Consider the following 23,579-nt stretch of genomic DNA (forward strand, 5'->3'; position numbering starts at 1 on the left):
TATTTGATATTTAAAAAGGAGAGGTAAAAATGAGAAAAAGATTTTTAATATGTTTCCAATATATACATAGTGGAGTTTTAGGTAGAACTACACTTAGAATTTCTAAACCAATTAGAACTGGTAGTCAGATAGAAATGATTGAGAAAGATTTGAGTTCTAAATTAGGATGTAAGATATTTATAACAAATTGTGTTGAAATGAAAAAGTAGGAGGTTTAAATAGAGTGGAAAAATTTGAATCAGATAATATAAGAAGTAAAAGAAGTCAAATAATAAATTATATTCCAAAGTCCATTACCCCAACAATCTATAGAGGAATGTTTATAATGGATTTAAACTACTCAGTTAATGACAAAGTATTTTACTACAGTGCAATAACATTTGGTGGAGATAGTGTTGTTTGTAGGTTATCAAAAAAGGCTCATGAGCAGATACAAGAACGAAAAAGAGAGATTTGCAATGTAAAGGAGGGAAATATAGATGAAACAATCAACTATAGACTTAGCAAGAGAAGAGTTAATTAAGGAAAGAGATTCTTACAGAAGGTTTCCAAGATTCGATAAGTATAGCTATGAAATAGAAAGTATTCCAATTTTGGTTGCAAGAGATAAGGATACTGGAATATTACGTGAAGCAATTTACCCTAGCAGTAATTTGTTATTTAAAAGTGAAAACATAGAGGAAGAATTTGAAAAAAATAATGAGATTAAAAAATCAAACAAATTGACATTGGAAAGTTATATGTCTCAATTTGTCACTATACATGACGGATTTGAAAATGAAATAGTGTGTATTGAATCAGATGAAATAAAGATATTGGAAGATGGACTTGAAAAACTATTAAATCATTTAAACATAGATTTTGAATTTAAGGGGAGAGGTTAGTATGGATGCAATATTTAATTATAATGGAAAAACAATAAAGAATGAAAAAATAGAAAACATATCATTATTAATAAAACTGGGGGAAGAATTCGAAGATGAAGATTTTGATTACAATGAAGATATTGTGGTAGATAAGTTATATGAAAAATCTAATTTCTTTGATTTGTGTGAATTTGAAATTGAATGTCCATATGGAGATTTAGTTTATTTATCTCCAATCTTATTTACTGGGAAAGGAGAAGAAGGTTTATACCCAGAAAAAAAAGAAGAGTTGGAAATATTAGTCAAAGCATATGATGAAGCAGTTAGAGCATTTGGAGAAGATAAGGTTAGAGTTTCAGTTCATAGTAATTATTTGTTTGATGATTGCAATGAAGAAGATTTTTTACTAGATGAATTTTTAGAAAGCTTTAAATTAGTATAGGCTTTAATTATGAAAGTGAAATGTATTAAACCAGTCAGTGGATTTACAGTAGGAAAAACTTATAAGGTATTTGGTTGTGCTGGTGAATATCTAGCCATAAAAGACGATGATGGTGTACTTTATCATGTATTTGAAGGATATTTTGATATATCTGAAAGGAGAGGTTTAAAATGTTTACTATTGAAGATATTCAAAAAGCGGTAGAAAAATTACAAAAATTAAAACCAATAGCAATGGAGATAGAAGTTTATCCAGAGGGTTATAATGCACTTGCAAACAATATAATAAGGACAGACTATTTGTCTACCTTAAATAGTTTGTATGGTGTAAGCGTAACAGTTAAAGATTTTATAGAAGGTGCAAAAAGAAATGAATGTAAAGTTAAATATTTAGATGGGAGTTATAAAATAATCAAAGTATTTTATGCAAGAAAGGAGATTTGATGATGGCAGAAAAACCAATTTTATTTAATACAGATATGGTCAGAGCAATATTAGATGGCAAAAAGACAGTTACAAGAAGAATCTTAAAGGCAAAATATAAAGATGACGAATATGGATTTCAAATAGTCACAAATATTGATGGCGAATTTATAAGAGTTGAAAAAACAGATGCAAATGAATGTGGTTTATTTCAAGATGGAGCAGAAAGACATATTCACCCACCATATCAAGTTGGAGATGTTTTATATGTAAGAGAAACATGGGGTATAACTAATCCTTTAGGAGATATTTTAAAGGGAGAAGCTACAGCAGAGTATGTATATAAAGCTGGGTATTCAAAAGTTAAAAGAATCCCAATCACAAAAGATGATGCAAAGAATCTAGGGAAATGGAGACCTTCAATACATATGCCTAAAGATGCTTCAAGGATATTCTTAAAGGTTACAAATGTAAAAGTAGAAAAATTACAAGATATGACAGAAGAAGAAGCATTGAGAGAAGGAATTACAGAATATACAAAAGATGATGTTGTTATAAAATATGCAGTTAATGAAAATCAATACACATGGCGAAATATGCCTAGAAATGCAATAGAACCATTTAAAAAGTTATGGGATAGCAAGTTTGATTGGTACAAGTATGGATTCGATGCAAATCCTTGGGTTTGGGTTATTGAATTTGAAAGAGTTAATAAGGAGGATATATAGATGAAAATAAGTAACACAACAAAAGTTGTCAATTATAGAGATTATGATATCGAATATATTTATGATGAAGACACAGAAGAATTCTATAGTTGTATAGATACTATGGAAGACTATTATAAAATCAAAGGATTAAAGATGCCTAGTTATGCTTATGGGTGCTATTTTGAATCAATTAGCCTAGATATAGATGATATGTTGGAGTATGCTTGTCAAGACCATTATGAAGATATAACGGATGATATAGAGGGATATAAAGAACTTAAAATAGCTATTGATGAATTTAATAAAATGAATAAATCAAACGGAAGTTATTTTGTAGACTATGGTCTTGTAGTGGAGTTATTTTAGAAAGGAGGAATTACATATGAGATGTTTAGGAAGTTTTTATAATGACAGAATTTGCGACATATGCAAAAAAATAGATTTAAATATTTATAATGAGTGTATTAAAGTTCATAGTGAAAACATTGATATTACAAGAAAATTAACTTTAATAGGAAATAGATGTCCTTATAGAAAAAGTGCAATAGAAGATTATCAACCATACTGGGAATGTAGTATAGATGGTGGAGATTGCGATGTTGAATTAAGTTGTGAAAAATATATTGGATTAAAATAGGAGGTATTTAATATGACTAAGGATGATGTTTTATGTAAAATGCTTAATTTGATAGGTTTGGAGAAAGATATTTATATTGTATTTGATATTATAAAAAATAGAACTAAAAATGATTATTTTACATTCACAGAAATAGAATATATAAAATATAACCCAAGACAAAGACATTTATTAAAGTATGATGACGAATATTTGATTTTTGTATATGACATGGGAATATCTAAAATAAAGTTTAATGACATATCAAAGATATACACTAAAAGAGAAGGAGATTAAAATGATTATAGATTATGAGGATAAATTAGAAATTCTAAATTTAAAAGCACTTTTCGAAACATTAACAGAAAGAGAAAAGAAGATGCAAAAAAAACTTAAACAGTGGAAATTCTCAACAATGCCCAATAATGGATGGATTATTAGTGGTTGTAGCAATAGGGAGGAAGAGAATGATGAATAAAAGAGATGAGATAAAGTTTTATGAATTTAAGAATTTCACATACTACGCTTTGATAGGTGCTGTTAATGAAGAAGAAGCAGTAGAACACTATATAAAGTTTGTTGCAGACATAGAACCAGAAGATGGAAAACCATTGATTATATCTGAAACAGAAGCTTTGCAAACTTTTTTATGCACTTGTAATTCTCGTAAAAAAATAGGGAAATATTACAGAGTATTTGAAGAGTGTTTAAGTGATAACGAACCATTTTTACTGTTAGCAGATGGAGGTTTGTTATAATGATTGAAAGGGGTTTGAGCGTTATGGATGTTTTAAATAGACGAAAATTAATGGTGCAACTTAGTGAAAATGAGAATGATTATTGTAGAGTGATTGCAAAAACAAATATCATAGACCAGTTTGATAAAGTTAGAATTGAAAAGGGCAAGTCATACAAACTATTTGATAAAGATGATGAAAAAATCTATGTTTTAGATGAAGCTTTTGAAATAATTGGATTTGATAAAGAGTGTTTTATAATAGATGAAAAATAAAAGGTTGTGATAGTATGAAATACATATGTAAATTTAAATTTAAATATCAAGAAACTATTTGTGGAGCAGAATACAATTTTGTATTAAAGTACAAAAAAAGCAATGAATTGTTTTACAAAAAAATATCTATAGATTCTGAAACAAATATTTCTTGTGCTTATCAAGAAAAAGATTTTGATACAACTATCAATGATTGTATCAGCTATATTTTAAACACATCGGAGGAAGAACTTGTTATGTTAGCAAGAGAGAAAATTATTGAAAAGGAAAATATAGATATCCAAAAAGCCAAGAATGAAGAAGATTTTTACAACAGCTTAAAACAAATAAACAAAAAGTTGGGTAAATTTACTATAGAGATATAAAGAAAGGAAGATAGTTCATGAAAAAAGAAATTGAAATTCAACAAGAAAATGCGAATACGTTAATAGGGCTTATGAAAGAAAATCCAACATTGGAGGTAGTGCCTATGGTAGATACAGAAGTAGTTGGCGGTGATGATTATAGTTGTTGGCTCGGTAAGTTTGGAAAAGCTGAAATAGACGAATGTTGGTCTAATGATGAAAGAATATATTTTAAGTCTTGTGATGATGAAGAATTAATCGAAGATGCTATAGAGGATTTTAGTTTTAATCCTAAATTAGATAATTTATCTGATGAAGAATTTCTTAAAATGGCAGAAGAAAGAGTTAAAAATCTTAATTGGGAAAAGGTTATTGTATTAAGAATCACTACTCCTTAACAAATTGAAAGGAGAGGTTTTAATATGTTTTACGCTGGGATAGGTTCAAGAGAAACCCCTACAGAGGTATTAATACTTATGAAAAAGATAGCTGAACATCTAGCCATACATGGTTATACTTTGAGAAGTGGTGGAGCAAATGGTGCTGATAAAGCTTTTGAAGTTGGTTGTAACAAAGTTAATGGTTCAAAAGAAATTTATTTACCTTGGTATGGATTCAATGGTTCTGATTCACAATTAATAGTTAATAACCCAGAAGCTTTTGAGATAGCAAAGAAATATCATCCATACTGGAATAAGTTAAATAGTGGAGGACAGAAACTTCAAGCGAGAAATTCACATCAAATATTAGGGGAAGACTTAAGTAGTCCAAGCCATTTTGTATTATGTTATACAAAAGGTGGTAAGATGATTGGAGGAACAGCACAAGCTTTAAGAATAGCAAAAGATTACAATATTCCAATATTCAATTTTGGAGATTATAACAATATTGAGGAATGTTTAAATGCTTTAAAAGACTTTATTTGATAATGACAAGATGATTATTTTCTTGTCATTATTTTTTTTGTATAGAAAGCATTGACAAAATAAACAAACAATGATAATATAAGTACATAAAGTGTGGAGGTGATAAATGTGAGAAAAGCAAAAGTAGGAAATAAGGTTGAAATATTTGTTAAGGTTGTTGAGGTGAATATACAAGACACTTTTGGTCAAGACCAAGTTATGAAGTATATTAAAGATGTTAAAAAGAAGAAGGGTAATTTTATAATAACAAACATATATAATGAGAAAAGTGAAAAAGCAAATAGATATGAGATTAACAATGCAATAGTGTTGATGAAGGGAGAGTTTAAGTTAATATGAAAAAAATAGATTTAAATGATGATAATATAATAAGGGATATATATGAGTGTGCTATGACAGTTTTTAGTCATGGAATAGCAATACCATCTGACAAGCATCCTTGTGGTTGGGATTGGTTAGATTTTGATTATGTAGATGGAGATATTTTAGAATATAAGTTTGGATTAGGTGAAATATCGGATGGAATATATGATGAACATAATTACTCTACTAAAACATTAAGAGAGATATTGGAATTGACAGATGGTAGATTTTTATTTGAAATAAATACAAATATGGATTGGGGTGAATAAGTTATGATACCTATGATTGATGAAAAAAAGGTCGTTAAAGATTTTATAGAATATTTTTGCAAATATGTTTGTAGTCAGTACAATGTAAAAGGTTATGAAACATTTGTTTATGATTTAAATGATGATAAGTTATCATATTTGCTAAATGATAAAGGTATTGAAGAAAGAATAAGAAGAAAATTAGTTAGAATATTAGGGGTTAAAGTAAGGGTTGAGCATAAAAAAAATACTCCTACAAAAGAAGATGGAATATATGTGAGAATATATGGGGATAAACAAATACAATGGCAAAGAAAATATAGGAGGGAGAGTTAAGATGGAAAGTTCTCAACAATTTTATTATAAGTTTGTAGATGATAAGATTATTATGTATATGATTGACACTTGCGAAGGACACATTGTAAGAATCCCAGATATTTTTGAAGATTTTTACAAGCATATAAAAAGTTGTCAGTTAGATTCTTTCGTTACACTAGATGATGTTATTGCTAGATATAATTTAAAATGGTTAGATTTTGAGAATTTATAAATCAAATAAAATAGTATTTTTATTGGAAATTTAAGGAGGATTTTGATGGATTTTAACAATAGTCACTTAAAAGATTTAGTAGAATTTTGTGGTGGAGATTCCACATTAGTTGAAGATTGGGCTTTAGACATTAGAAACAAACAAATCAATACTCTTGAAGAGTTAAGTAAATACCCCATGAAAGTTCATTATTCATCTATGATTTTAAAAGAAGATGCACCGATATTTAGAAAATTATTTGTTGATGATTACTATTGGGATAAATACAGTACATTAACATTAGAGGAAGTTATAGATGATGTATATGAACGTCCAGATAGATATATAGATATAGATAAAGACAAGTTTATAAAAGAATTAATAGATTTAAAATTTGGAAGTATGGAATATGACTGGTAATACATATGTATGTAAGGAGGTTTATGTTTTTGGGAAGATTTAAAAGAGAAAGTGAAATTCAAAATAATCCAATAGTTGATTGGTTATTAGAACAAGGGTTTGAAAAAAGAGATGGTGCTAGAGAGGAAAAGGGTTATACTAAAGGGTATTATACGTGTGAAGAGTTATATTATGTTTGGGTAACAATTAATTTAGACCATCAAAAGATTTACATTTATAAGGAATATGAGTGTGGTGGATTTATAGGTGATGACACTATAAACATAAATTCAGAATGGTTAGAGGATTTAGATGTTTTTATAGAAAAAGTAGATGAAGAATTGGAATATTGGATAGGAGATTAAATATATGTCTAAAACTATTGACAAAATAATCAAATAATTATATACTTTGTATATAGTAAAGGGGGTTGGTTATATGTCAAAAAGAAAACAAAAATCAATTATTGATTTTTTAAATAATCTTGATTTTGAATGGGATAATGGAATGTATGAAAGAACATTTGAGATAAATGGTGATTATAATACTTTATACATCAGTGTAGATTTTTACAAAAGAAATGTACATTTTAAAATTTATAAAGGTATTGAAGTTATGAGAATAAACAATTTCAATATATCAGATGAAATGATGATTGAACCAAAGTTATTTATAACACTTATAGCAAATATATTAAAATCTTATATTAAAAGGGAGGAATTAAAATGTTATTTTTAAATGATAACAAGGTAAATTTTACACAATTTCCAAATGGAGAAAGCTTTTTAGACAGCGAAGAATTTAAATCTTTGAAGATAGAACAACACAACATTATAAAAGTTATATATGAAGATGATAGAGACTTGATGAATCTTATGTATTTAAAAAGTTTTTTAGATGAAATAAAGACATCAAGCACTCTTATAATACCATATTTACCATATAGTAGAATGGATAGAACAGAAGGGAAAACATTATTTACATTAAAGTATGTTTGTAAAATGATAAATGGTATGAATTTTGAAAGTGTAGTTGTTCATGAACCTCATTCAGATGTATCAGTTGCACTACTGGATAGGGTTGAAGTATCTAATACAAGCATGGATTTAGTTTACAAGATGTTTGATGAAGATTTATATTCTAACGAAATAATATATTTGGTATTTCCAGATGGAGGTGCTGAGAAAAGATATAGAAAACAAACAAGATACGATAAAATATTAACTTGTAACAAAGAAAGAGATTTTGATACTGGGGATATTTTAAACTTAACAATAAACGTCAACAAGGAAGATTTACCACAAGGATTTAAAGCAATAATTGTTGATGACTTATGCTCAAAGGGTGGAACTTTTATGTTGACTGCTGAAAAGCTTAAAGAGTTAGGGGCAGATGAAATAGTCTTGGTAGTAACTCATTGTGAAAAATCAATTTTGAAGGGTTCAATACCTAGAACTGACTTAATAAACAAGATTGTAACAACAAACTCAATTATCCAAAAAGAAGACGCTTGGTTTTGTGAAAAAATTAAAATATATGAAATATAAAGGAGAGATTTAAAAATGAGTAAATTATTTGTAGTGGTAGATTATCAAAATGATTTCGTAGTGGGGTCTTTAGGATTTCCTAAAGCAGTTGAGTTAGAACAAGGTATATATGACAAGTGTGTACAAAACTTTGAAGAGGGTAATCAAGTGTTATTTACACTTGACACACATTATGGTAATTATTTGGAAACAAGAGAAGGTCAAAACCTTCCAGTAGAGCATTGTATATCTGGAACAGAAGGTCATAATCTATATGGTAAAGTGGATGATTTTGCAATGAAGAATCTGAATGATTCTAAAGTAGTCGTATTATTCAAGGAAGATTTTGGATGCAAATTCGACAGTAATTTTGCAGACCTTTTGGGAGGAAGTGAAATTACTGAAATAGAAATAGTTGGAGTTGCTACTAACATATGTGTAATAAGTAATGCAGTAATATTTCAAACAGCTTTCCCACAAGCTAAAATAATAGTAGATGCTAGTTTGTGTGCAAGTTTTGATGATGAACTTCATGAGAAAACATTAGATGTTATGGAAGGATTACAAGTCAAAGTAATTAATAGAGAACCAAGTAGGGAAGAAAATTTTGTAAAAGATGGAGAGGTTCATTTTAATTGTTATGAATGTTTTGAAAGAAACAAATCTAGTTTGAAAGTAGCAGAATATGAATTGATTGTCTGTGAACATTGTGGGACATGGAATGATGTTGTTGTGGACAACTTTGGACAAATAATCATAACAAAATATTAAAAGTATTAAGTGATTTAAAGGGGGAGAAAATATGAATCCATTATTTTTAACAGATTTTTATAAGACAATACACCATAAGTGCTATGCACCAAACATGACAAAGCTAGTTAGTTACTGGACACCTAGAATGAGTAGAATTGAAGGTGTTGATGAAGTAGTAATGTTTGGACTTCAAGGAATAATTCAAAAATATTTTATAGATGCTTTTAACAAGGATTTCTTTAGTAGAGATAGAAATGTAATGTTAGCAGAATATCGCCAAATAATATCAGCAACAATGGGCGAATCAAATGCAGATTTTAAACACGTAGCTGAATTATATGATTTAGGGTACTTACCACTAGAAATTAAAGCAGTAAAAGAAGGTACGGTAGTTCCAATCAAAGTTCCTATGTTAGAAATATCAAATACACATCCAGATTTTGCTTGGTTGGTAAATTATGTAGAAACTTTGTTATCTTCAAATTTATGGTTTCCTATTACAAGTGCAACAACTGGTCATGAATTTAGAAAAATAATAAATTATTACTATGAAAAGACTGTTGACAATGATGTTGATAGAACAAAAGCTTGTGGAAACTTTGATTTAAGAGGTATGACTTCTACAGAAAGTGGACTTATAAATGGAGCAAGTCATTTATTATCATTTAGTTCGACAGCTACAATAGGTTCAATATTATATCTTAGAGACCATTATAATGCAAGTATTATGAGAATTGGTGGAGGAACACCTTCAACAGAGCATAGTATAATGTGTTCTTATGGGAAATACAATGAATTAGAGAGTTATAGACACTTAATTGAAGATGTTTATCCAAATGGAGTGTTAAGCATTGTATCTGATACTTGGGATTATTGGAATGTATTAACTGGAATACTTCCAGAACTAAAAGATTCTATTCTTAGAAGAGATGGGAAGATAGTAATAAGACCAGATAGTGGAGACCCTTGCGATATAGTTTGTGGAAACCCAAATGCAGATAAAAACTCTCCAGAATACAAAGGAACAGTTGAATTATTAGGAGATATATTTGGATATACAATCAATGAAAAAAAATATAAAGTATTAAACCCAGCTATAGGAGTAGTTTATGGAGATGGAATAACACTTCAAAGATGTGAAGAAATTTGTAGAAGATTAGAAGAAAAGGGTTGGGCTTCAAATAATGTAGTGTTTGGTGTAGGTTCTTATTCATATCAATATGTTACTAGAGATACTTTTGGATTTGCTTTAAAGGCTACTTATGCAGTAATAAATGGAGAAGAAAAATTTATATTTAAAGACCCTATAACAGATAAAGATAACTTTAAAAAATCTCAAAAAGGATTATGTGTTGTTCATAAAGAAGGTGATAGTATAGGTTTCTTTGATGGACGTACACAAGAAGCATATGATTCTTACAAGAATATTAATTTACTAGAGCCAGTATTCAAGGATGGAGAACTTGTTAGAAAACAAAGTTTAAAAGAAATAAGAATGTTATTAAACCAAGGAGATTTTTAAATGGATTTCTATTTAAACAGCAATAATGTAAAAGACAGATTGATAAAAGAATATAAGCAATATGGGAAGTTAATCATTGCGGTAGATTTTGATGATACATTGTACGATTTTCATAGTGAAGGTAGGACTTACCGCAATGTCATAAATCTTTTAAAGAGATGGAGAGATTATTCACATATAATAATCTTCTCTACTTCTCCCAAATGGAGAAATTCAAGAATTAAGAAGTATTTAAAAGAGAATGATATACCATTCGACAAAATTAATGAAAATATAAATGATTCAGTTCACCAAGGAAGGAAGTTGTATTACAATATATTGCTTGATGATAGGTCTGGATTAAAAGAAGCGTACAAAACTTTGAGAGAAATTATAGATTTAATTGAAAGAGGGTTAATATAAATGAGAAAAGGATTTGAAGTTGAAAAAGAAACACAACATATAATAGATTGGATTAGAGATTATTTTAGAATGAGTGGAGGAAAAGTAGCAGTTCCAGGAATCTCTGGTGGTAAAGATAGTACAATTGCTACAAGACTAACAAAAAAAGCTTTAGGAGTAGAAAATGTATTTGGTGTGCTAATGCCTAATGGAGTGCAAACAGATATAGATGATAGTTTTAAAGTTGTTAAAGAGTTAGGTATTGCACATTCTGTAATAAATATTTCAGAATCATATAACGGTATTGTTAATAAAATGTTGTCAAACGGATTAAACATAAACAGTGTAACAACAACAAATATTCCTCCGAGATTAAGAACCGCTACATTATATGCTATAGCTTCAACTTTTGAGGGTGGAAGAGTAGTTTGTACTGGAAATGCTTCTGAGGAGTTTGTAGGTTATAGTACAAAGTGGGGAGATAATGTAGGTGATTTTGCACCATTGCTAAACTATACAGTATCAGAAGTTTTAGCTATAGGAGATTATTTAGGAATTGATAAAGAATTGGTTCATAAAGCACCAGCAGATGGTTTGACTGGATTAACAGATGAAGACAATCTTGGATTTACTTATGACCAAGTAGAGAAATTTATGGAAAATGGAAGTTGTGGCAATTATGAAATTGATAAATTAATTGATAGAAAGAATAAATTAAATCAACACAAATTAGATTCTGCTAAAATTCCAAGTCCAACTCCATTATTTTTAAGACACACTCATAAAATATCAGATATATTTAAATATCAACCATGTACTGAGTTACTATAAGGAGTGATATTAATGAATCCGAGAATAAAGGAAATGTACGATAAAATAAACGAAGAAACAACAAAGTTAGAACATATAGAAGAAATAGTGAATTGTCTTGATAGTTTATATTCTATAAAACAACAAGATGAAATTCAAAGACTTCCTAAAGACTTGGTAAAATATCATAATTTTATAGGGATAGCATATAGCGAAGCTTTATTATTGAGAGAGAAATTATTAAAAGAAGAAGAGGGTAAATAGTATGAGTTTTACATTAGGAAATAGCTATTATAACGAAGGAGAATATGAGAAAGCAATAAGAGAATATAAATTATGTATTGCAGATGGATACTCAGAAGAAAGTAGTTATTATAATATTGGAGTTACCTATACTAAATTAAAAGAGTATGAATTAGCTATAACATATTTTAATAAGGCATTGAAATATAATGATGAAGCTAGATATTTCTTTAATCTAGGATTTTGCTATGGAGCGTTAAATGATTATGGAACAGCTTTATATAATTTCATATTAGCTTCTGCATTAGATGAAGAGGATAAAGATACTAAAAGAGCAATCAAATTTTCCATGAAAAAGATACAAGAATTAAGACTTGGTGGTGAAGAATAGGTGGTTTTAAATGAGAAAAGAGGAAATCTGTTTCAATTAAACAATAATAAATATTGGTTTGCACATTGCATAAGTGCTGATTATGAATTGGGGGCTGGAATAGCAGTAGAATTTCAAAAAAGATTTAATCTTAAACAAAGATTGAAAAGTTGTGGTTTGGGTCAATATCCAGAATTAGTGGTAATTGATAATGTGTTTAATTTAGTAACCAAAAACAAATACTGGAATAAACCTACTTATCAATCTATAACAAAATGTATTCAATACATGAGAGATATGTGTGAAAGTTGTGATATAAAATATCTAGCTATTCCTCGCCTTGGATGTGGTTTAGATAGACTTCAATGGGGTAAGATTAGAGAAATCATTGAAGAAGAATTTGGAGATTTGGATATAGAAATAGAAGTGAGGTATTTATAGTATGGTGATAAGCAAGACTAGAGGTAATGAAATATATTTTGATGAATCTGGTATATGGAGATATGTTGATGATAATTCCATATGTTATAATAATTGGAGAGATAAACCTTGTGGACACTGTAAGAAAGGTTATTCAGAAGAAGGTCATGATGCTTGTTTAGGAGAATTGATTGGGGTTATGAACGCTTGTTGTGGTCATGGTGATGTAGAAGAGTGTTATGTACAATTCTTAGATGGAAATGTTATTAGAGGTGAAGATGCTAAAACAATATTAAATATATTGAAGAAGCATAGAAGGTAGGTTTTTATGGATATAATTAGATGGATAATAATATTATTACCAATGATAGTTTTTGTAGTAATACCAATCTTGAGCAATATTCTTAGTAAAAAGGAAAATAGAATATTTGAGATTAAAGAAATTTGTGAAATGATTCCAATATTTTTAGTATTAACACTTGGCTATAATTTATTGCTTTTTATATTTTTTATTAGAATAGATGAAGCATATGAAAAGACAACTACAAAACATAAGATAGTTTCAAGTAAATTTGATAATAATGTCAGTGGTAGTTTTAGATTAGGAACTGGAACTATTGACAGTAAAGAGTATTTATATTATAACATACTAGAAGATGGAGAATTGAAAAGGAATAAAACAACAAAATACAGAATACTAGTGATAAATGAAGAGCCTTGTATAGAAATTACAAAAACAAAGGAAATAACAACAGCTAAAAATTGGATTTATAATAAGAATGATGTGAAAGAAAAATATCAAGAAGAAGAAGTGGTTTTATATGTTCCAGAAGATTGTATAATTCCAAGTATAAATGTTAATTAGGGGGATTTTATGGGATTAAAGTTTAGAGTTAAAAATCTTCTACACAAGATAAGATGCTATTATCATATTCACATATCAAAAAACAAAATAATCAAAGTTAATGGAATACATAGAGGTATAGGCAAATCATATTTTATGATAAACTATGCAAAGAAACATGGTTATACAGTTGTATATAAATTCAAACACTTAGTAGTACATCATAAACTTCAAAGTGGATATGACAACATAATTACGTTGCATGAATTGTTAGATAGACAGTATGGGTTTAAACCAACTGGGATAATGCTCGATGAACCTATTAGAGAAGAAGATATAGAACTTATTAATAAAATGGGATTGAATATAGTTTTAGGATATAGAAAATAAAAACTAAAAAGTATTGACAAAATAAACAAACAATAATATAATGTATTCATAAGATTAAGAGAGGAAAAAGTAAATGAACAATAATAGAATATTTGAAATATTAATTCCAAAAGAAATAAAGTGGAGTATTGGAGATTACTTTATAAGAGAAAGCGGTAGTAGAAAAGAGTATTATATTTTAACTAGAACAGATGTTAAAACTGAACTTAATATAGAAAAAGAATTGTATGGTTTGGTTTGCTTAACAAATGGATATAGAATTGTTGATTTTCAAGAAGAAAAAGAATTTACAAGTTATTTAAAAACACTTTTTGAATTAGCATCAGAAAAATGGACTTATTTAGGAAAAGTTAAAAATGTAAAATTAGATTTTAAAGGAGAGAATTAAATGGATAAATTTATATACTTATGTAGTAACACTGGGAGATGTAGTAACTCTTACAGATGTTTAAGAGCAAGAGGAAATCAAGGAGAATTAAGAAGAGACCATCCAGAAATACCTTTTAGATGCTTTGATGAAGGAGAACTTGATTTCTTTGTTCAAACAAAAGAGGAAGAAGCAGTTGTAGAAAATATTGAAGATGATGTTAATCCTTTTAACGAAGAAGAGGTTGCAGATGAAGTCGAAGATGGAAATATAAATGACGTTTTAGTAGAAGATGAAGCAGAAGAGGAATAGAAAGGAAGGTGTCATTTATGGAATACAATATAAGAATACTAAGTAAAGACATGGTTCAAGATGAATGTTTTCTTAAAAAGGTTTTAGATGGAGAAGATTGTATCGTAATATCTATAAATGACACTGGACATGATACGAATATTCCCAATTTACCAAACATAAAAGATACTTTAAAACTTTGGTTCGATGATATAGAATTTAGAGCAAAAAAAGAATCTGATTTAAATTTGATGGTGACATATGATGCGGTCAAAATTAGAGATTTCATAGATAAAAACATAATTGGATTGAAAAACATAATAATTCATTGTAATGCTGGTGTTAGTAGAAGTGGGGCAGTAGGTTGTATTTTAGCTAAATATCTAAATGGAACAGATGAATATTTGTTAAAGTCTGGAAGATATATACCGAACAAGCACGTATATGAAACTATGTGTAGAGTTTTTGATATATATTGTGATGACAAGATAATAGACAAAGCAAGAAGAATTAGTCATAGTGCAAGTATGAAAAATTTGAAGGGATATGGTCTTTACGGACTTGATTTAGATGATATGTTTTGTGGTGTATTTAAGGAGGATTAACATGGAAAAAGAGTGGGCTGTTGATTTCACTTTGAAAAATGGTGACAAAATATCAGATTGTTATGTTTATAAAAAAGGTGATATATATCCACTAGAAGGATATGAAGATATTGCAAATCATGTATTAGGTATTTGGATGGGTAAAATTAATGAAGTATTTATAAAAATTCAAAATCCCTATCTAAGTATAGATTTATGTAAAACATTCATTGAAGGGATTAATATTCGAAAAGTAAGCGATGAAATGAATATTGAATTTGGGAAATTTAAAAAGGAGTAAAACATAATGAAGTGGGAAGATTTGTATTGTAAAATTGGAGATTTATATGTCTCAGAAGCTAGGACACAAGATGTTAAATTGGTAGAAGGTCATTTAGTTAGCAATTTAGAGGTTGTTGTAATTGATGGGAAAATGTATTTAAAAAAGGTAGATGTAAAGTAGGTGATGATATGCTTGAAAAGATGGAAAAATGTTTGAAAGAGTATATTCTAAAACATAGAGACTATCCAGAAAAAATAAGAATTAGTGAATTTGATTTGGATAAGATTTCACTTGAGAATTGTCAGCGTTTTGGATGTAAAATACCATTTGAAGAACTCAAGAAAGAAGGTCATATTTCAACTATTTTTGGAATAGAAGTAGATGATAGTCAGAATGTATTAAATAACCGTTTTTACTTCATTGGTAAAAGGGGAGAGTATGTTCCTCATAGTTTTGGTGAGCCAAGAATGAAAACAGAACAAGAAGTTAGAGATGAGATTCAAAGATTGTATGAGTGTATTAATCTTAGAAAAGTTTGGACAAAGAGATTCTCAACAGACTTTGAAAGCAAGACAATGTATAAAAAAGAGATAGAAGAGTGCTTATTAGAGATTAAAAGACTAGAATGGGTTTTGGGATTGGAGGATTCTCAAGATGAAGAAATTAAAGAAATTCTTAATAGGATTGGTTTTGATATTACCAAATAGGATTGATTAGTTGTGACAGTAGGGAAGAGTACAATGTTAATATGAGAATACAAAAATATATCAATACTTCTGAAACTGTTCAAGTGGATGGTTATAACGGATACAAGCTAATTGAATCAAGTCAAAAAGACAATGAAGATGGTAGTGTAACTATTGTTTTAAAGTTTAACAAACCAATCAAATAAAAGAAGAAGTTCAAAAACGTGTTTAAGGGGTGAGAGTATGAAATTATTAAAATTTATAATTAAATTTATATCTATCTTTACAATAGTTGTTATTGGAAGACATTATTATAATGAACTTAGCTTAGGATTTAATTATGCTTTTATACTAGGAATGATTTCTATAACAATAGGATTTATAATAGATATCATATTTGATGATAAGAAATAAATTACTATATAAGGAGTGAGATTGTGAATATATTCCAAAAGAAAATAAATAAGATGGCTAGAGAACACGTTAATGAGTGGCAACACTTTTTTGAATGTAATGGTTCAAACTATAGTTTTCGAAGAGTTAGAATGAGTATGAGAAAAACTGCTAAAGAAATTATAGCTAAGAAGATAAAAGGTGAATTTTAAAATATTAAAAATTAAATTTTAGGAGGAATTGAGATGGAAAAGGAAATCATAAGGATAATAGAAAAAGATAAAGATTTATATACATTTGTTGATGGTGATGATATAACAATAAAAGATGTGCTAGAAGCGTTAGTATTTGCAGTAGCCGAAACTAGTGATATGATATTGTGTGACATGGCGGATATAGAAGCACAAGACACTGTTGAAATAATTAAAAAAATGTTTAACAGGGCAGTTGATGAAAGCTACTCATACTTTAAAGAGCTAAGGGGGGAATAATAATGAGTGTACAAATAAAGAAAACAACAATAGTTACTTTTGAAAAAGGTCGTTTATATAAGAACAAATATGGAAGTATATATATGTTTTGTGTTCTTGATGACAAGAAGTCTTTAATATGTATTTCTAGTGGATATTCTAGCGGAGATTCTCGTGGGAATTATTGGGATATTCCAAAAAGAGGGGAAGAACTTGTAACTATGTTGCAAAGATGTGTTGATATACATGGATTTGAAGAGTTTAATGGAACACTTGATTTAAGAACCAATGATGATTGTAAAACAGAAAATGGGAATAACTATCATTGTGAAAAACAAAATACTATAAAACAAGCTGTTGGGAAAGCTGTTGGAGGGTGTGATTTGTTTGAATAAACTGACTAACAAAGATGGAGTACCTTGGACTAAAGATGTAGTTTATAAAGTATATTGTAACGATGATTTAGACACACTTCCAGTAGCTATATTAGAAGATATGAAAAGTTTTATTCAAGAACATATCGACAAAAAGGGAAAAGAAGAGTACAACAAATTCTTATATAGTAAAGAAGAATATACTTTGCAAGAAATACTGAGAAGAGAGTTTGTTGAACAAAGATTTAAAGAGGTTGGAAGTGATAGAATTTGGATAGTTAAAGATAACTTTCCAATATTAGTAAATAAACACAACTGTTTTTCATTGGCAGATGAAGTCGATTGTGATATAGAAGAAGAGTTTTATTTATCTCATGTTGTCAATTCGAAGTTTGTAAGGTGTGATTAACGTAAAGGAGGTGATAAAATGTTAATGAAAGCAGATGAAGCCAGAGATAAGATGTATGAACTAAATAAGGATAAATATGATGAAGAACTTATCAAAGTAGAAAATGCTATTTCTGATAATGTTGGAGTTGGTAAGGTGGTTCTTGAATTTACAATTTCTGATTATGTTAGAATAAAACTTATGAAAATGGGATATAGAGTTGATGCTTACCCAAAACAAACTTCTATTAGATGGAGTTATTAGATGGAGTTATTATATTAAAAGTTCTAATGTAAAAGAGGTGATAAAATGCTAGACCACTATATTTTATTATCCATAGTATTTATGCTTATGATACTAATGTCTTATATGAAAATAAAAGATATAAAGTATAATTACAAAAGAAAAAATGAGCAAAAGAAGAAGTAATTAATATTTGAATCAATGCCATAATCAAAATTAAATCAAAAAAATAATCAAACAAAAGTATTGACAAATATTCAAGCCTATAATAAAGTAGTTCAAGCAGTTAGGAGGTGAGAATATGGGGATAGGAAGAACAACAACAGAAAGATTTGAGAATAATGGACTTCATACACATGACTTTCCAACACAAGATGTTGATATGAAAGAAGTTCAAAAAATTGTTGAAGAATTAATGAAAAATGGACTTGATGCACTTCAACAAAAGGTTGGGCAATTAGAAAAAGAAGTTAGTCAATTGAAAGATGAAGCTTCTAAAAAGGAAAAGAAGTCTACTAAGAAATCAGAATAATGATTTCAAACAAAATACTTAAATAAAAAATACAGAAAGAAAAGGATGGGAATTGTTTATGGCATTAAAAATTTTAAATCAATCATTTAGTTTAGTAGGAAATGTAATTATACCAAGGGATGCAGATAAGTATTGCAAAACATCAGCAGTAGGAAAAAATGGATGGATGAGAAAGAATATAAGCTTTGGTATTAAAGTTACTGACCAAAATAAAATATTCGTTAATCAAGAAGTTGGGTTCTGGTCAGATGAAATAGTAGAAAAAACTAAGAATGAGACTGGAAAAGATGCAAGTGGAAAAGCTAAGAAGAAGGAAAACTTTGTTTATCATGGAAATATGGAAGAGCAAGAAGATGGAACTAAGAAATATGTAGCTGACAACATTCCATTCGCTGATAGATTCTTAGAAGAAAATATTAATAAAGTTGATTATTCTAAGAGAATTAGAGTTGCAATAGAGCCTAAGAAAATAAATACAAATGATAATGAAGGAAACATAGTTCAACAAATTGAAAAAGATACAGATGGAAACATAGTTTACGACCAAAAAGAATTTATATATGTTGGTGATGCTATAGATTACATAAAGAAACATCTAAAACATGATGATAGAGTTTATGTTTACGTTAAAGATGAAATAAATCAATACGTAAACAAACATGGACAACTTGTAACTAACGTTAATAGAAGAATTCAACAAATAAGAATGGCAAGAGCAGATGAAGTAAATGGTGCTTTTGGAGTAGCCAATTTCTTATTCACAAAGGATAGTTTTGATAAGTCAGACTTTAAGAAGACTAAGAAATACTATATAAATGGACATAAGACATTTAAGAATAATGAAGGTGTTGTTGTTCCAGTTCAAGAAAACTTCATACTTGACCTATCTAAGATAGATGAGAACAATGAAGCACACGTAGCTAAAGCAGAATACTTAACAGAAGTGTTTACAGAAGCTAAGAAGGATAAAGTTTACCAAACTCAATGGAGAGTTAGCCTATTCGAAGGAAACGATGAAAAAGAAATTACTTTAAAAGACTTATCAAAAGACCTACAAAAGAGAGTTAAGCTTGAGTTTATAACAGAAGAAGAAGCTATAAAACAAGCTAGAGGAAACTCTGTAGGAGATAAAATCAAAGAAATCAGATTAGTAATGCCTTTAGGTGAAGAATCAAGAATAGAAACAGAAATTGAAGAAACTGAATTAGTTCCACCTTCAATTGATGATAAACTAAATGAAATCAAAGAGAAGAATGAAGCAGATAAAGAAGCAGAGGATGAAAAGGTAGAAGACATAGCAAAACAATTCGATAATATGTTTGCATAATCCTTAACTAAGAGGGGTTATGTATAATAATTATATAATCCCTCACTTACAAAATAAACAAACAAAATAAATTTAAAGTGAGGTATTATAATGGGAAAATTAAGTAAAATAAAAGCGAATCAAGTTCAAGTGAGATTAGAAGCATATAACCATCTTATATTAGGAGAGCCGAAAACTGGTAAGACTACAATGTTTAGAGATTTGGTTAATGAACACTATAAAGGTGATATGGAAAAAGGATTGCTTATAGCTTTTGAAAGAGGTTATAAAGCATTAGATGGTTTGTATGCTGTTGATATTGAGGATTGGGAAGATTGGGAAGACTTATTAGAAGAAATTGTTGAAGAAAGAGATTCTATTCCTTACAAATTTATAGCAATAGATACGATAGATGAAATGGTTGCTATGGCTATGAATAAAACATTAAAAGATTCTAAGAAAAAGGATGGTAAGATAGTTAAAACTCTTAATGAAGCTTTCGGAGGATTTCAAAGGGGTAGAGATTATTGTCTTGCACTTATAAATGATTCTTTAAATAAATTAGAAAGTGCTAATTTAGGAATATTCCTAATTGGACATACTAAGTTAAAAAAGAAAAATGTGGGTGTTTCTCTAGGAGCAGATGGAAGTGAATATATGCAATTATCATCTAATCTACAAGAAGAATATGAAAAAGTATTTACCAAGAGAGCAGATATGATGACATATTTAGTTGTGGAAAGAATGGTTGATACTTCTATCGAAGAAGTTAAAAAGAGAACCTCAACATCTAAGGTTAATATGGTATTCAGAAGCAATGGTGAAACAGCAAGTGGTGGTAGATTTAACGAACTTCCAGAGATGTTAGAGTATAGTGTTGAAAACTACTTAAAAGCATTTGAACAAGGTGTTAAATCTTCTATGCTGAAACAAAAAACAGATGAAGAAATGAAAGAAATGGCTAGACAGCAAGAGATTGAAGCACAAATAAGAGCAGAAGAATCAAGAAAGAAAGAAATTCTAACAGTAGCACAAATGGTTGAAGCAATAAAGGCTAATGGTGGTAAGTTAGGTGATGGAGCAAAGGTTGCATTGGGAGAAATAATGCAAAGGTCTGGAAAGCCAAATCTAAGTTCATTAGGAGAGGAAGATATTGAATATGTAAAGGAAATGTATGAACTTGTAAAGTAGTTGAATATGAATTAAGGGGTTTTATACCCCTTATACCCATATTAAAGCTTTTTTATATTTAAGAAAATTGTAATATAGGTATAAGAAAAGGAGGGAGTGTTTATGCCAATTAAACCAAAGTGTAAATATTGTAATGATATTATAGAACCAGAAGATAAGTTTGTGAAGATAGAAAAAACTGCTAATGGAAAATCTAAAAGAGTTAATCTTCATAATAAATGCGTTAAAGAATATGAAGAGTTAATGGAGTTCAAAGCAAATGAATTGCATTGGTTCGATGAAGTTTATCAGCAATTGATGGACTTTTTAGGTTATACTTCTGAACAAAAACTTCCTAAAGGATTGGTCACTAGAATACAAGACCTTAGAAATGGTACGGTCATGAAGAGAGGTGTAGGAAGAGTTTGTCAATCTAAAGAAGGGTATAAGTATGAAATAATTTTTGATACAATGTTAGCTTGTTCTGATTCTATTAGATGGAGTATGAGCAATAAAACATTTCAAAAAGAAGCACAAAAGATTAATTACCTAATGGCTATTATTGAATCAAATATTAATGATAGTTATGAGAGATACGAAGCAAGAGAAAGAATGAAGAACAATGCAGTAGCAAATGACATAATTAAAGAAGAAGCTAAAATAGCAGAGCAAATTCAAAATAATCAAATAAAAGTGGTTAAATCAGTTAAGAAGGATAGAGGGGGAATCGCAAGATTTCTTGATGATGATGATATGTAAAATTTAGCATAAAGGGGATGGACATATGGCAGATTTTTTAGAATTAAAAGCACAATATGATGAAGCTTATAAACAATATAAGAAAGAGTTTTTAAATGAAAGAGGAATAGTTATACTAGATAATTTAGCTGAACTACTACCTTTGGAATTATTGGAGAATAGAGCAGTTATAGAAGGAAATGTGTTAGGCTGTTTATATGCAAATAATGAGTTATTTCATGATAATAAAGATACAATACAAGAGAAATCTTTCATAACTATGGAAGGTAGAATACTCTATAGAATGGGTCAAGAAATAACAAAACAAGGAATTAAGGAAATAGATGAAATCAGTATAAAGACATATTTAGCTGACAAGGAAACGCTATCAGAAGTGTTTGAGGATTATGGGGGCTACTCTACTATAAGAGACTTAAAGAAGCTTAATGAGGAAAACTTTGAAGCCTATGCTGATAATTTACAGAAGTTTAATATAATGAATAAACTTCACTTTAAAGGATTCAATGTATTAGACAACTTTAAGAAGTTTAAGGAAATGACTTCTAACGAAGTATATGATTGGTATGATTACATGGTTAATAATACCTTTTTACAAGTTAATGATGGATTAAAACCTATAGACTTAACACAAGGCAACAAAGAGTTTTTAAAGAAAGCTAATGAAGGATTGGATAAGGGATTAGATATTAAATTCCCAATCATGAATTATCGACTGGCTGGAATACATAGAGGAAATATATTGCTTCATACCGCTCATTCTGGAGTGGGGAAAACTTCCAGTATTATACCGATGTATATACTCCCCATCATCGAGCAAGGACATAAGGTTGTATTACTTATCAATGAACAAAGTGGTGATGCTTGGAGGTCAATGCTATTACCGAGTATTGTAAATTCTGGATATATAGGAAAAGAACACGCTTGGGTTCAGAGAAATAAATTTACCATTGGTGGATTTTCAGATGAAGAATTAAGAGATTTAGAAAAGGCTAGTGAATGGTTAGAAAAGTACGAAGAAAATCTTATATTATATCCATTGGAAGATTATTCAGTTAGAACTGTTAAGAAAATAGTTAAGAAGATGATGCGAATAGACGAAGAAACAACTTTTATCCTAGATACATGGAAACCAAGTGATGAAAGTGAATCAAATTCTCATGCTATATTTACAGAAGAATCAAAAGAAATGTTTAAATTTATAAAGCCTAAAGATATGGGAGGATTGAATGTAAGATTTATTGCATCTGCTCAGTTGGCTGGGTCATCAGTAAACCAAAGATATCTTAATATAAATGCACTTGCAAAAGCAAAAGCTATAAAAGAAGTTTGTGGTCAAATATTAATGATGAGAAGTGTTTGGCAAGATGAATTAGACCCAAATAGCAAAAATTACATACATCCATATAAGTTTAATAAAGATACTGGTGCAAAGGAAAACTTAACATTAAATCCAGATAATAGATATATTATAATGTTTTGGGATAAAAACAGATATGGCAAATCAGACTTTCAAACAATATTTCAAGTAAACTTGGATTTTAACACTTGGTATGAAATAGGATATTGCCAAGTTAGACAAGATGGTTATTAGAAGAAG

Annotated in this window: 51 protein-coding genes and 1 pseudogene; all 52 read left to right on the forward strand. The window is 28.9% G+C overall.

Annotation, left to right across the window (positions count from 1 at the left end):
• Positions 1-29: 29 nt before the first annotated feature.
• Positions 30-209: a hypothetical protein gene (locus tag ACZJV1_RS19415; protein WP_463652413.1), complete on the forward strand. Its 180-nt coding sequence runs from the start codon at positions 30-32 to the stop codon at positions 207-209.
• 14 nt (positions 210-223) lie between these two features.
• Positions 224-523: a hypothetical protein gene (locus tag ACZJV1_RS19420; RefSeq protein ID WP_463652414.1), complete on the forward strand. Its 300-nt coding sequence runs from the start codon at positions 224-226 to the stop codon at positions 521-523.
• On the forward strand, positions 480-884 hold the full coding sequence (locus ACZJV1_RS19425) for a hypothetical protein (protein WP_463652415.1): 405 nt from the start codon (positions 480-482) through the stop codon (positions 882-884). The genes ACZJV1_RS19420 and ACZJV1_RS19425 overlap by 44 nt, the downstream gene beginning before the upstream one ends.
• A gap of 1 nt (position 885) precedes the next feature.
• Complete coding sequence (locus ACZJV1_RS19430) at positions 886-1,308, forward strand: hypothetical protein (protein ID WP_463652416.1); 423 nt, start codon at positions 886-888, stop codon at positions 1,306-1,308.
• Between the two features lie 9 nt (positions 1,309-1,317).
• Entirely contained in the window at positions 1,318-1,512 is a 195-nt protein-coding gene (locus tag ACZJV1_RS19435) for a hypothetical protein (RefSeq protein WP_463652417.1), read from the forward strand.
• Positions 1,479-1,751, forward strand: a complete 273-nt coding sequence (locus tag ACZJV1_RS19440; RefSeq protein WP_463652418.1) for a hypothetical protein — start codon at positions 1,479-1,481, stop codon at positions 1,749-1,751. The genes ACZJV1_RS19435 and ACZJV1_RS19440 overlap by 34 nt, the downstream gene beginning before the upstream one ends.
• A gap of 2 nt (positions 1,752-1,753) precedes the next feature.
• Entirely contained in the window at positions 1,754-2,458 is a 705-nt protein-coding gene (locus ACZJV1_RS19445; RefSeq protein ID WP_463652419.1) for a hypothetical protein, read from the forward strand.
• Entirely contained in the window at positions 2,459-2,806 is a 348-nt protein-coding gene (locus ACZJV1_RS19450) for a hypothetical protein (RefSeq protein ID WP_463652420.1), read from the forward strand. It begins immediately after the preceding gene.
• A 16-nt stretch (positions 2,807-2,822) separates the two neighbouring features.
• Positions 2,823-3,077: a hypothetical protein gene (locus ACZJV1_RS19455; RefSeq protein WP_463652421.1), complete on the forward strand. Its 255-nt coding sequence runs from the start codon at positions 2,823-2,825 to the stop codon at positions 3,075-3,077.
• A gap of 12 nt (positions 3,078-3,089) precedes the next feature.
• The gene (locus ACZJV1_RS19460) at positions 3,090-3,353 is read left to right on the forward strand and encodes a hypothetical protein (protein ID WP_463652422.1); all 264 of its coding nucleotides are present in this window, start codon (positions 3,090-3,092) and stop codon (positions 3,351-3,353) included.
• 1 nt (position 3,354) lies between these two features.
• A complete protein-coding gene (locus ACZJV1_RS19465; protein WP_463652423.1) occupies positions 3,355-3,534 on the forward strand; it encodes a hypothetical protein in 180 nt (59 codons plus the stop codon).
• The gene (locus tag ACZJV1_RS19470; protein ID WP_463652424.1) at positions 3,524-3,814 is read left to right on the forward strand and encodes a hypothetical protein; all 291 of its coding nucleotides are present in this window, start codon (positions 3,524-3,526) and stop codon (positions 3,812-3,814) included. The genes ACZJV1_RS19465 and ACZJV1_RS19470 overlap by 11 nt, the downstream gene beginning before the upstream one ends.
• Entirely contained in the window at positions 3,814-4,068 is a 255-nt protein-coding gene (locus ACZJV1_RS19475; protein ID WP_463652425.1) for a hypothetical protein, read from the forward strand. Before ACZJV1_RS19470 ends, ACZJV1_RS19475 begins: the two co-directional genes overlap by 1 nt.
• Positions 4,069-4,082: 14 nt before the next feature.
• Positions 4,083-4,433 carry a hypothetical protein gene (locus tag ACZJV1_RS19480; RefSeq protein WP_463652426.1) on the forward strand — a complete coding sequence of 117 codons (351 nt, stop codon included), beginning with the start codon at positions 4,083-4,085 and terminating at the stop codon, positions 4,431-4,433.
• A gap of 17 nt (positions 4,434-4,450) precedes the next feature.
• Positions 4,451-4,810, forward strand: a complete 360-nt coding sequence (locus ACZJV1_RS19485) for a hypothetical protein (protein WP_463652427.1) — start codon at positions 4,451-4,453, stop codon at positions 4,808-4,810.
• A gap of 24 nt (positions 4,811-4,834) precedes the next feature.
• Positions 4,835-5,338 carry a hypothetical protein gene (locus ACZJV1_RS19490; RefSeq protein WP_463652428.1) on the forward strand — a complete coding sequence of 168 codons (504 nt, stop codon included), beginning with the start codon at positions 4,835-4,837 and terminating at the stop codon, positions 5,336-5,338.
• A 108-nt stretch (positions 5,339-5,446) separates the two neighbouring features.
• Entirely contained in the window at positions 5,447-5,677 is a 231-nt protein-coding gene (locus ACZJV1_RS19495; RefSeq protein WP_463652429.1) for a hypothetical protein, read from the forward strand.
• The gene (locus ACZJV1_RS19500; RefSeq protein ID WP_463652430.1) at positions 5,674-5,970 is read left to right on the forward strand and encodes a hypothetical protein; all 297 of its coding nucleotides are present in this window, start codon (positions 5,674-5,676) and stop codon (positions 5,968-5,970) included. Before ACZJV1_RS19495 ends, ACZJV1_RS19500 begins: the two co-directional genes overlap by 4 nt.
• Before the next feature lie 3 nt (positions 5,971-5,973).
• Positions 5,974-6,285, forward strand: a complete 312-nt coding sequence (locus ACZJV1_RS19505; RefSeq protein WP_463652431.1) for a hypothetical protein — start codon at positions 5,974-5,976, stop codon at positions 6,283-6,285.
• Position 6,286: 1 nt separating this feature from the next.
• Positions 6,287-6,499, forward strand: coding sequence for a hypothetical protein (locus ACZJV1_RS19510; protein WP_463652432.1), 213 nt, complete (start codon positions 6,287-6,289; stop codon positions 6,497-6,499).
• A gap of 45 nt (positions 6,500-6,544) precedes the next feature.
• The gene (locus tag ACZJV1_RS19515; protein WP_463652433.1) at positions 6,545-6,898 is read left to right on the forward strand and encodes a hypothetical protein; all 354 of its coding nucleotides are present in this window, start codon (positions 6,545-6,547) and stop codon (positions 6,896-6,898) included.
• Positions 6,899-6,927: 29 nt separating this feature from the next.
• Positions 6,928-7,242: a hypothetical protein gene (locus ACZJV1_RS19520; RefSeq protein ID WP_463652434.1), complete on the forward strand. Its 315-nt coding sequence runs from the start codon at positions 6,928-6,930 to the stop codon at positions 7,240-7,242.
• A 73-nt stretch (positions 7,243-7,315) separates the two neighbouring features.
• Positions 7,316-7,615, forward strand: coding sequence for a hypothetical protein (locus ACZJV1_RS19525; RefSeq protein WP_463652435.1), 300 nt, complete (start codon positions 7,316-7,318; stop codon positions 7,613-7,615).
• Entirely contained in the window at positions 7,603-8,424 is an 822-nt protein-coding gene (locus tag ACZJV1_RS19530; RefSeq protein WP_463652436.1) for a ribose-phosphate pyrophosphokinase-like domain-containing protein, read from the forward strand. The genes ACZJV1_RS19525 and ACZJV1_RS19530 overlap by 13 nt, the downstream gene beginning before the upstream one ends.
• Before the next feature lie 15 nt (positions 8,425-8,439).
• Positions 8,440-8,982, forward strand: a pseudogene (locus ACZJV1_RS19535) (cysteine hydrolase family protein); the annotation flags it as partial.
• Between the two features lie 223 nt (positions 8,983-9,205).
• The gene (locus ACZJV1_RS19540) at positions 9,206-10,678 is read left to right on the forward strand and encodes a nicotinate phosphoribosyltransferase (RefSeq protein ID WP_463652437.1); all 1,473 of its coding nucleotides are present in this window, start codon (positions 9,206-9,208) and stop codon (positions 10,676-10,678) included.
• A complete protein-coding gene (locus tag ACZJV1_RS19545) occupies positions 10,679-11,080 on the forward strand; it encodes a hypothetical protein (RefSeq protein WP_463652438.1) in 402 nt (133 codons plus the stop codon). It begins immediately after the preceding gene.
• On the forward strand, positions 11,081-11,890 hold the full coding sequence (gene nadE / locus ACZJV1_RS19550; protein WP_463652439.1) for an NAD(+) synthase: 810 nt from the start codon (positions 11,081-11,083) through the stop codon (positions 11,888-11,890).
• 12 nt (positions 11,891-11,902) lie between these two features.
• Positions 11,903-12,133 (forward strand): hypothetical protein, encoded by a 231-nt coding sequence (locus ACZJV1_RS19555; RefSeq protein WP_463652440.1) that lies wholly within the window; start codon positions 11,903-11,905, stop codon positions 12,131-12,133.
• Between the two features lies 1 nt (position 12,134).
• Positions 12,135-12,503, forward strand: coding sequence for a tetratricopeptide repeat protein (locus tag ACZJV1_RS19560; protein WP_463652441.1), 369 nt, complete (start codon positions 12,135-12,137; stop codon positions 12,501-12,503).
• Complete coding sequence (locus tag ACZJV1_RS19565; RefSeq protein ID WP_463652442.1) at positions 12,504-12,923, forward strand: macro domain-containing protein; 420 nt, start codon at positions 12,504-12,506, stop codon at positions 12,921-12,923.
• A 1-nt stretch (position 12,924) separates the two neighbouring features.
• Positions 12,925-13,224 carry a hypothetical protein gene (locus tag ACZJV1_RS19570; RefSeq protein ID WP_463652443.1) on the forward strand — a complete coding sequence of 100 codons (300 nt, stop codon included), beginning with the start codon at positions 12,925-12,927 and terminating at the stop codon, positions 13,222-13,224.
• Positions 13,225-13,230: 6 nt separating this feature from the next.
• On the forward strand, positions 13,231-13,767 hold the full coding sequence (locus ACZJV1_RS19575) for a hypothetical protein (protein ID WP_463652444.1): 537 nt from the start codon (positions 13,231-13,233) through the stop codon (positions 13,765-13,767).
• A gap of 9 nt (positions 13,768-13,776) precedes the next feature.
• Positions 13,777-14,136 carry a hypothetical protein gene (locus ACZJV1_RS19580; RefSeq protein ID WP_463652445.1) on the forward strand — a complete coding sequence of 120 codons (360 nt, stop codon included), beginning with the start codon at positions 13,777-13,779 and terminating at the stop codon, positions 14,134-14,136.
• A 73-nt stretch (positions 14,137-14,209) separates the two neighbouring features.
• Positions 14,210-14,524 carry a hypothetical protein gene (locus ACZJV1_RS19585; protein WP_463652446.1) on the forward strand — a complete coding sequence of 105 codons (315 nt, stop codon included), beginning with the start codon at positions 14,210-14,212 and terminating at the stop codon, positions 14,522-14,524.
• A complete protein-coding gene (locus tag ACZJV1_RS19590) occupies positions 14,525-14,815 on the forward strand; it encodes a hypothetical protein (protein WP_463652447.1) in 291 nt (96 codons plus the stop codon).
• Between the two features lie 17 nt (positions 14,816-14,832).
• A complete protein-coding gene (locus ACZJV1_RS19595; protein ID WP_463652448.1) occupies positions 14,833-15,399 on the forward strand; it encodes a hypothetical protein in 567 nt (188 codons plus the stop codon).
• Between the two features lies 1 nt (position 15,400).
• The gene (locus tag ACZJV1_RS19600; RefSeq protein WP_463652449.1) at positions 15,401-15,679 is read left to right on the forward strand and encodes a hypothetical protein; all 279 of its coding nucleotides are present in this window, start codon (positions 15,401-15,403) and stop codon (positions 15,677-15,679) included.
• A gap of 6 nt (positions 15,680-15,685) precedes the next feature.
• Entirely contained in the window at positions 15,686-15,841 is a 156-nt protein-coding gene (locus ACZJV1_RS19605) for a hypothetical protein (protein ID WP_463652450.1), read from the forward strand.
• 8 nt (positions 15,842-15,849) lie between these two features.
• A complete protein-coding gene (locus tag ACZJV1_RS19610) occupies positions 15,850-16,368 on the forward strand; it encodes a hypothetical protein (protein WP_463652451.1) in 519 nt (172 codons plus the stop codon).
• Between the two features lie 2 nt (positions 16,369-16,370).
• Entirely contained in the window at positions 16,371-16,553 is a 183-nt protein-coding gene (locus tag ACZJV1_RS19615; protein WP_463652452.1) for a hypothetical protein, read from the forward strand.
• A 37-nt stretch (positions 16,554-16,590) separates the two neighbouring features.
• A complete protein-coding gene (locus ACZJV1_RS19620) occupies positions 16,591-16,761 on the forward strand; it encodes a hypothetical protein (protein ID WP_463652453.1) in 171 nt (56 codons plus the stop codon).
• A 23-nt stretch (positions 16,762-16,784) separates the two neighbouring features.
• Positions 16,785-16,952: a hypothetical protein gene (locus tag ACZJV1_RS19625; protein WP_463652454.1), complete on the forward strand. Its 168-nt coding sequence runs from the start codon at positions 16,785-16,787 to the stop codon at positions 16,950-16,952.
• Positions 16,953-16,985: 33 nt separating this feature from the next.
• Complete coding sequence (locus ACZJV1_RS19630) at positions 16,986-17,231, forward strand: hypothetical protein (protein WP_463652455.1); 246 nt, start codon at positions 16,986-16,988, stop codon at positions 17,229-17,231.
• A 2-nt stretch (positions 17,232-17,233) separates the two neighbouring features.
• On the forward strand, positions 17,234-17,605 hold the full coding sequence (locus ACZJV1_RS19635; protein ID WP_463652456.1) for a hypothetical protein: 372 nt from the start codon (positions 17,234-17,236) through the stop codon (positions 17,603-17,605).
• The gene (locus tag ACZJV1_RS19640; protein ID WP_463652457.1) at positions 17,598-17,993 is read left to right on the forward strand and encodes a hypothetical protein; all 396 of its coding nucleotides are present in this window, start codon (positions 17,598-17,600) and stop codon (positions 17,991-17,993) included. The genes ACZJV1_RS19635 and ACZJV1_RS19640 overlap by 8 nt, the downstream gene beginning before the upstream one ends.
• Before the next feature lie 18 nt (positions 17,994-18,011).
• Positions 18,012-18,236 (forward strand): hypothetical protein, encoded by a 225-nt coding sequence (locus ACZJV1_RS19645; protein ID WP_463652458.1) that lies wholly within the window; start codon positions 18,012-18,014, stop codon positions 18,234-18,236.
• 280 nt (positions 18,237-18,516) lie between these two features.
• On the forward strand, positions 18,517-18,747 hold the full coding sequence (locus ACZJV1_RS19650; protein WP_463652459.1) for a hypothetical protein: 231 nt from the start codon (positions 18,517-18,519) through the stop codon (positions 18,745-18,747).
• Positions 18,748-18,805: 58 nt separating this feature from the next.
• Positions 18,806-20,074: a hypothetical protein gene (locus ACZJV1_RS19655; protein ID WP_463652460.1), complete on the forward strand. Its 1,269-nt coding sequence runs from the start codon at positions 18,806-18,808 to the stop codon at positions 20,072-20,074.
• Between the two features lie 90 nt (positions 20,075-20,164).
• Positions 20,165-21,244 (forward strand): AAA family ATPase, encoded by a 1,080-nt coding sequence (locus ACZJV1_RS19660; protein WP_463652461.1) that lies wholly within the window; start codon positions 20,165-20,167, stop codon positions 21,242-21,244.
• Positions 21,245-21,346: 102 nt separating this feature from the next.
• Complete coding sequence (locus ACZJV1_RS19665; protein ID WP_463652462.1) at positions 21,347-21,982, forward strand: hypothetical protein; 636 nt, start codon at positions 21,347-21,349, stop codon at positions 21,980-21,982.
• 25 nt (positions 21,983-22,007) lie between these two features.
• Positions 22,008-23,573 (forward strand): DnaB-like helicase N-terminal domain-containing protein, encoded by a 1,566-nt coding sequence (locus tag ACZJV1_RS19670; RefSeq protein ID WP_463652463.1) that lies wholly within the window; start codon positions 22,008-22,010, stop codon positions 23,571-23,573.
• The last annotated feature ends 6 nt before the right edge of the window (positions 23,574-23,579 follow it).

It is taken from the genome of Clostridium sp. LS3 (assembly GCF_055330225.1).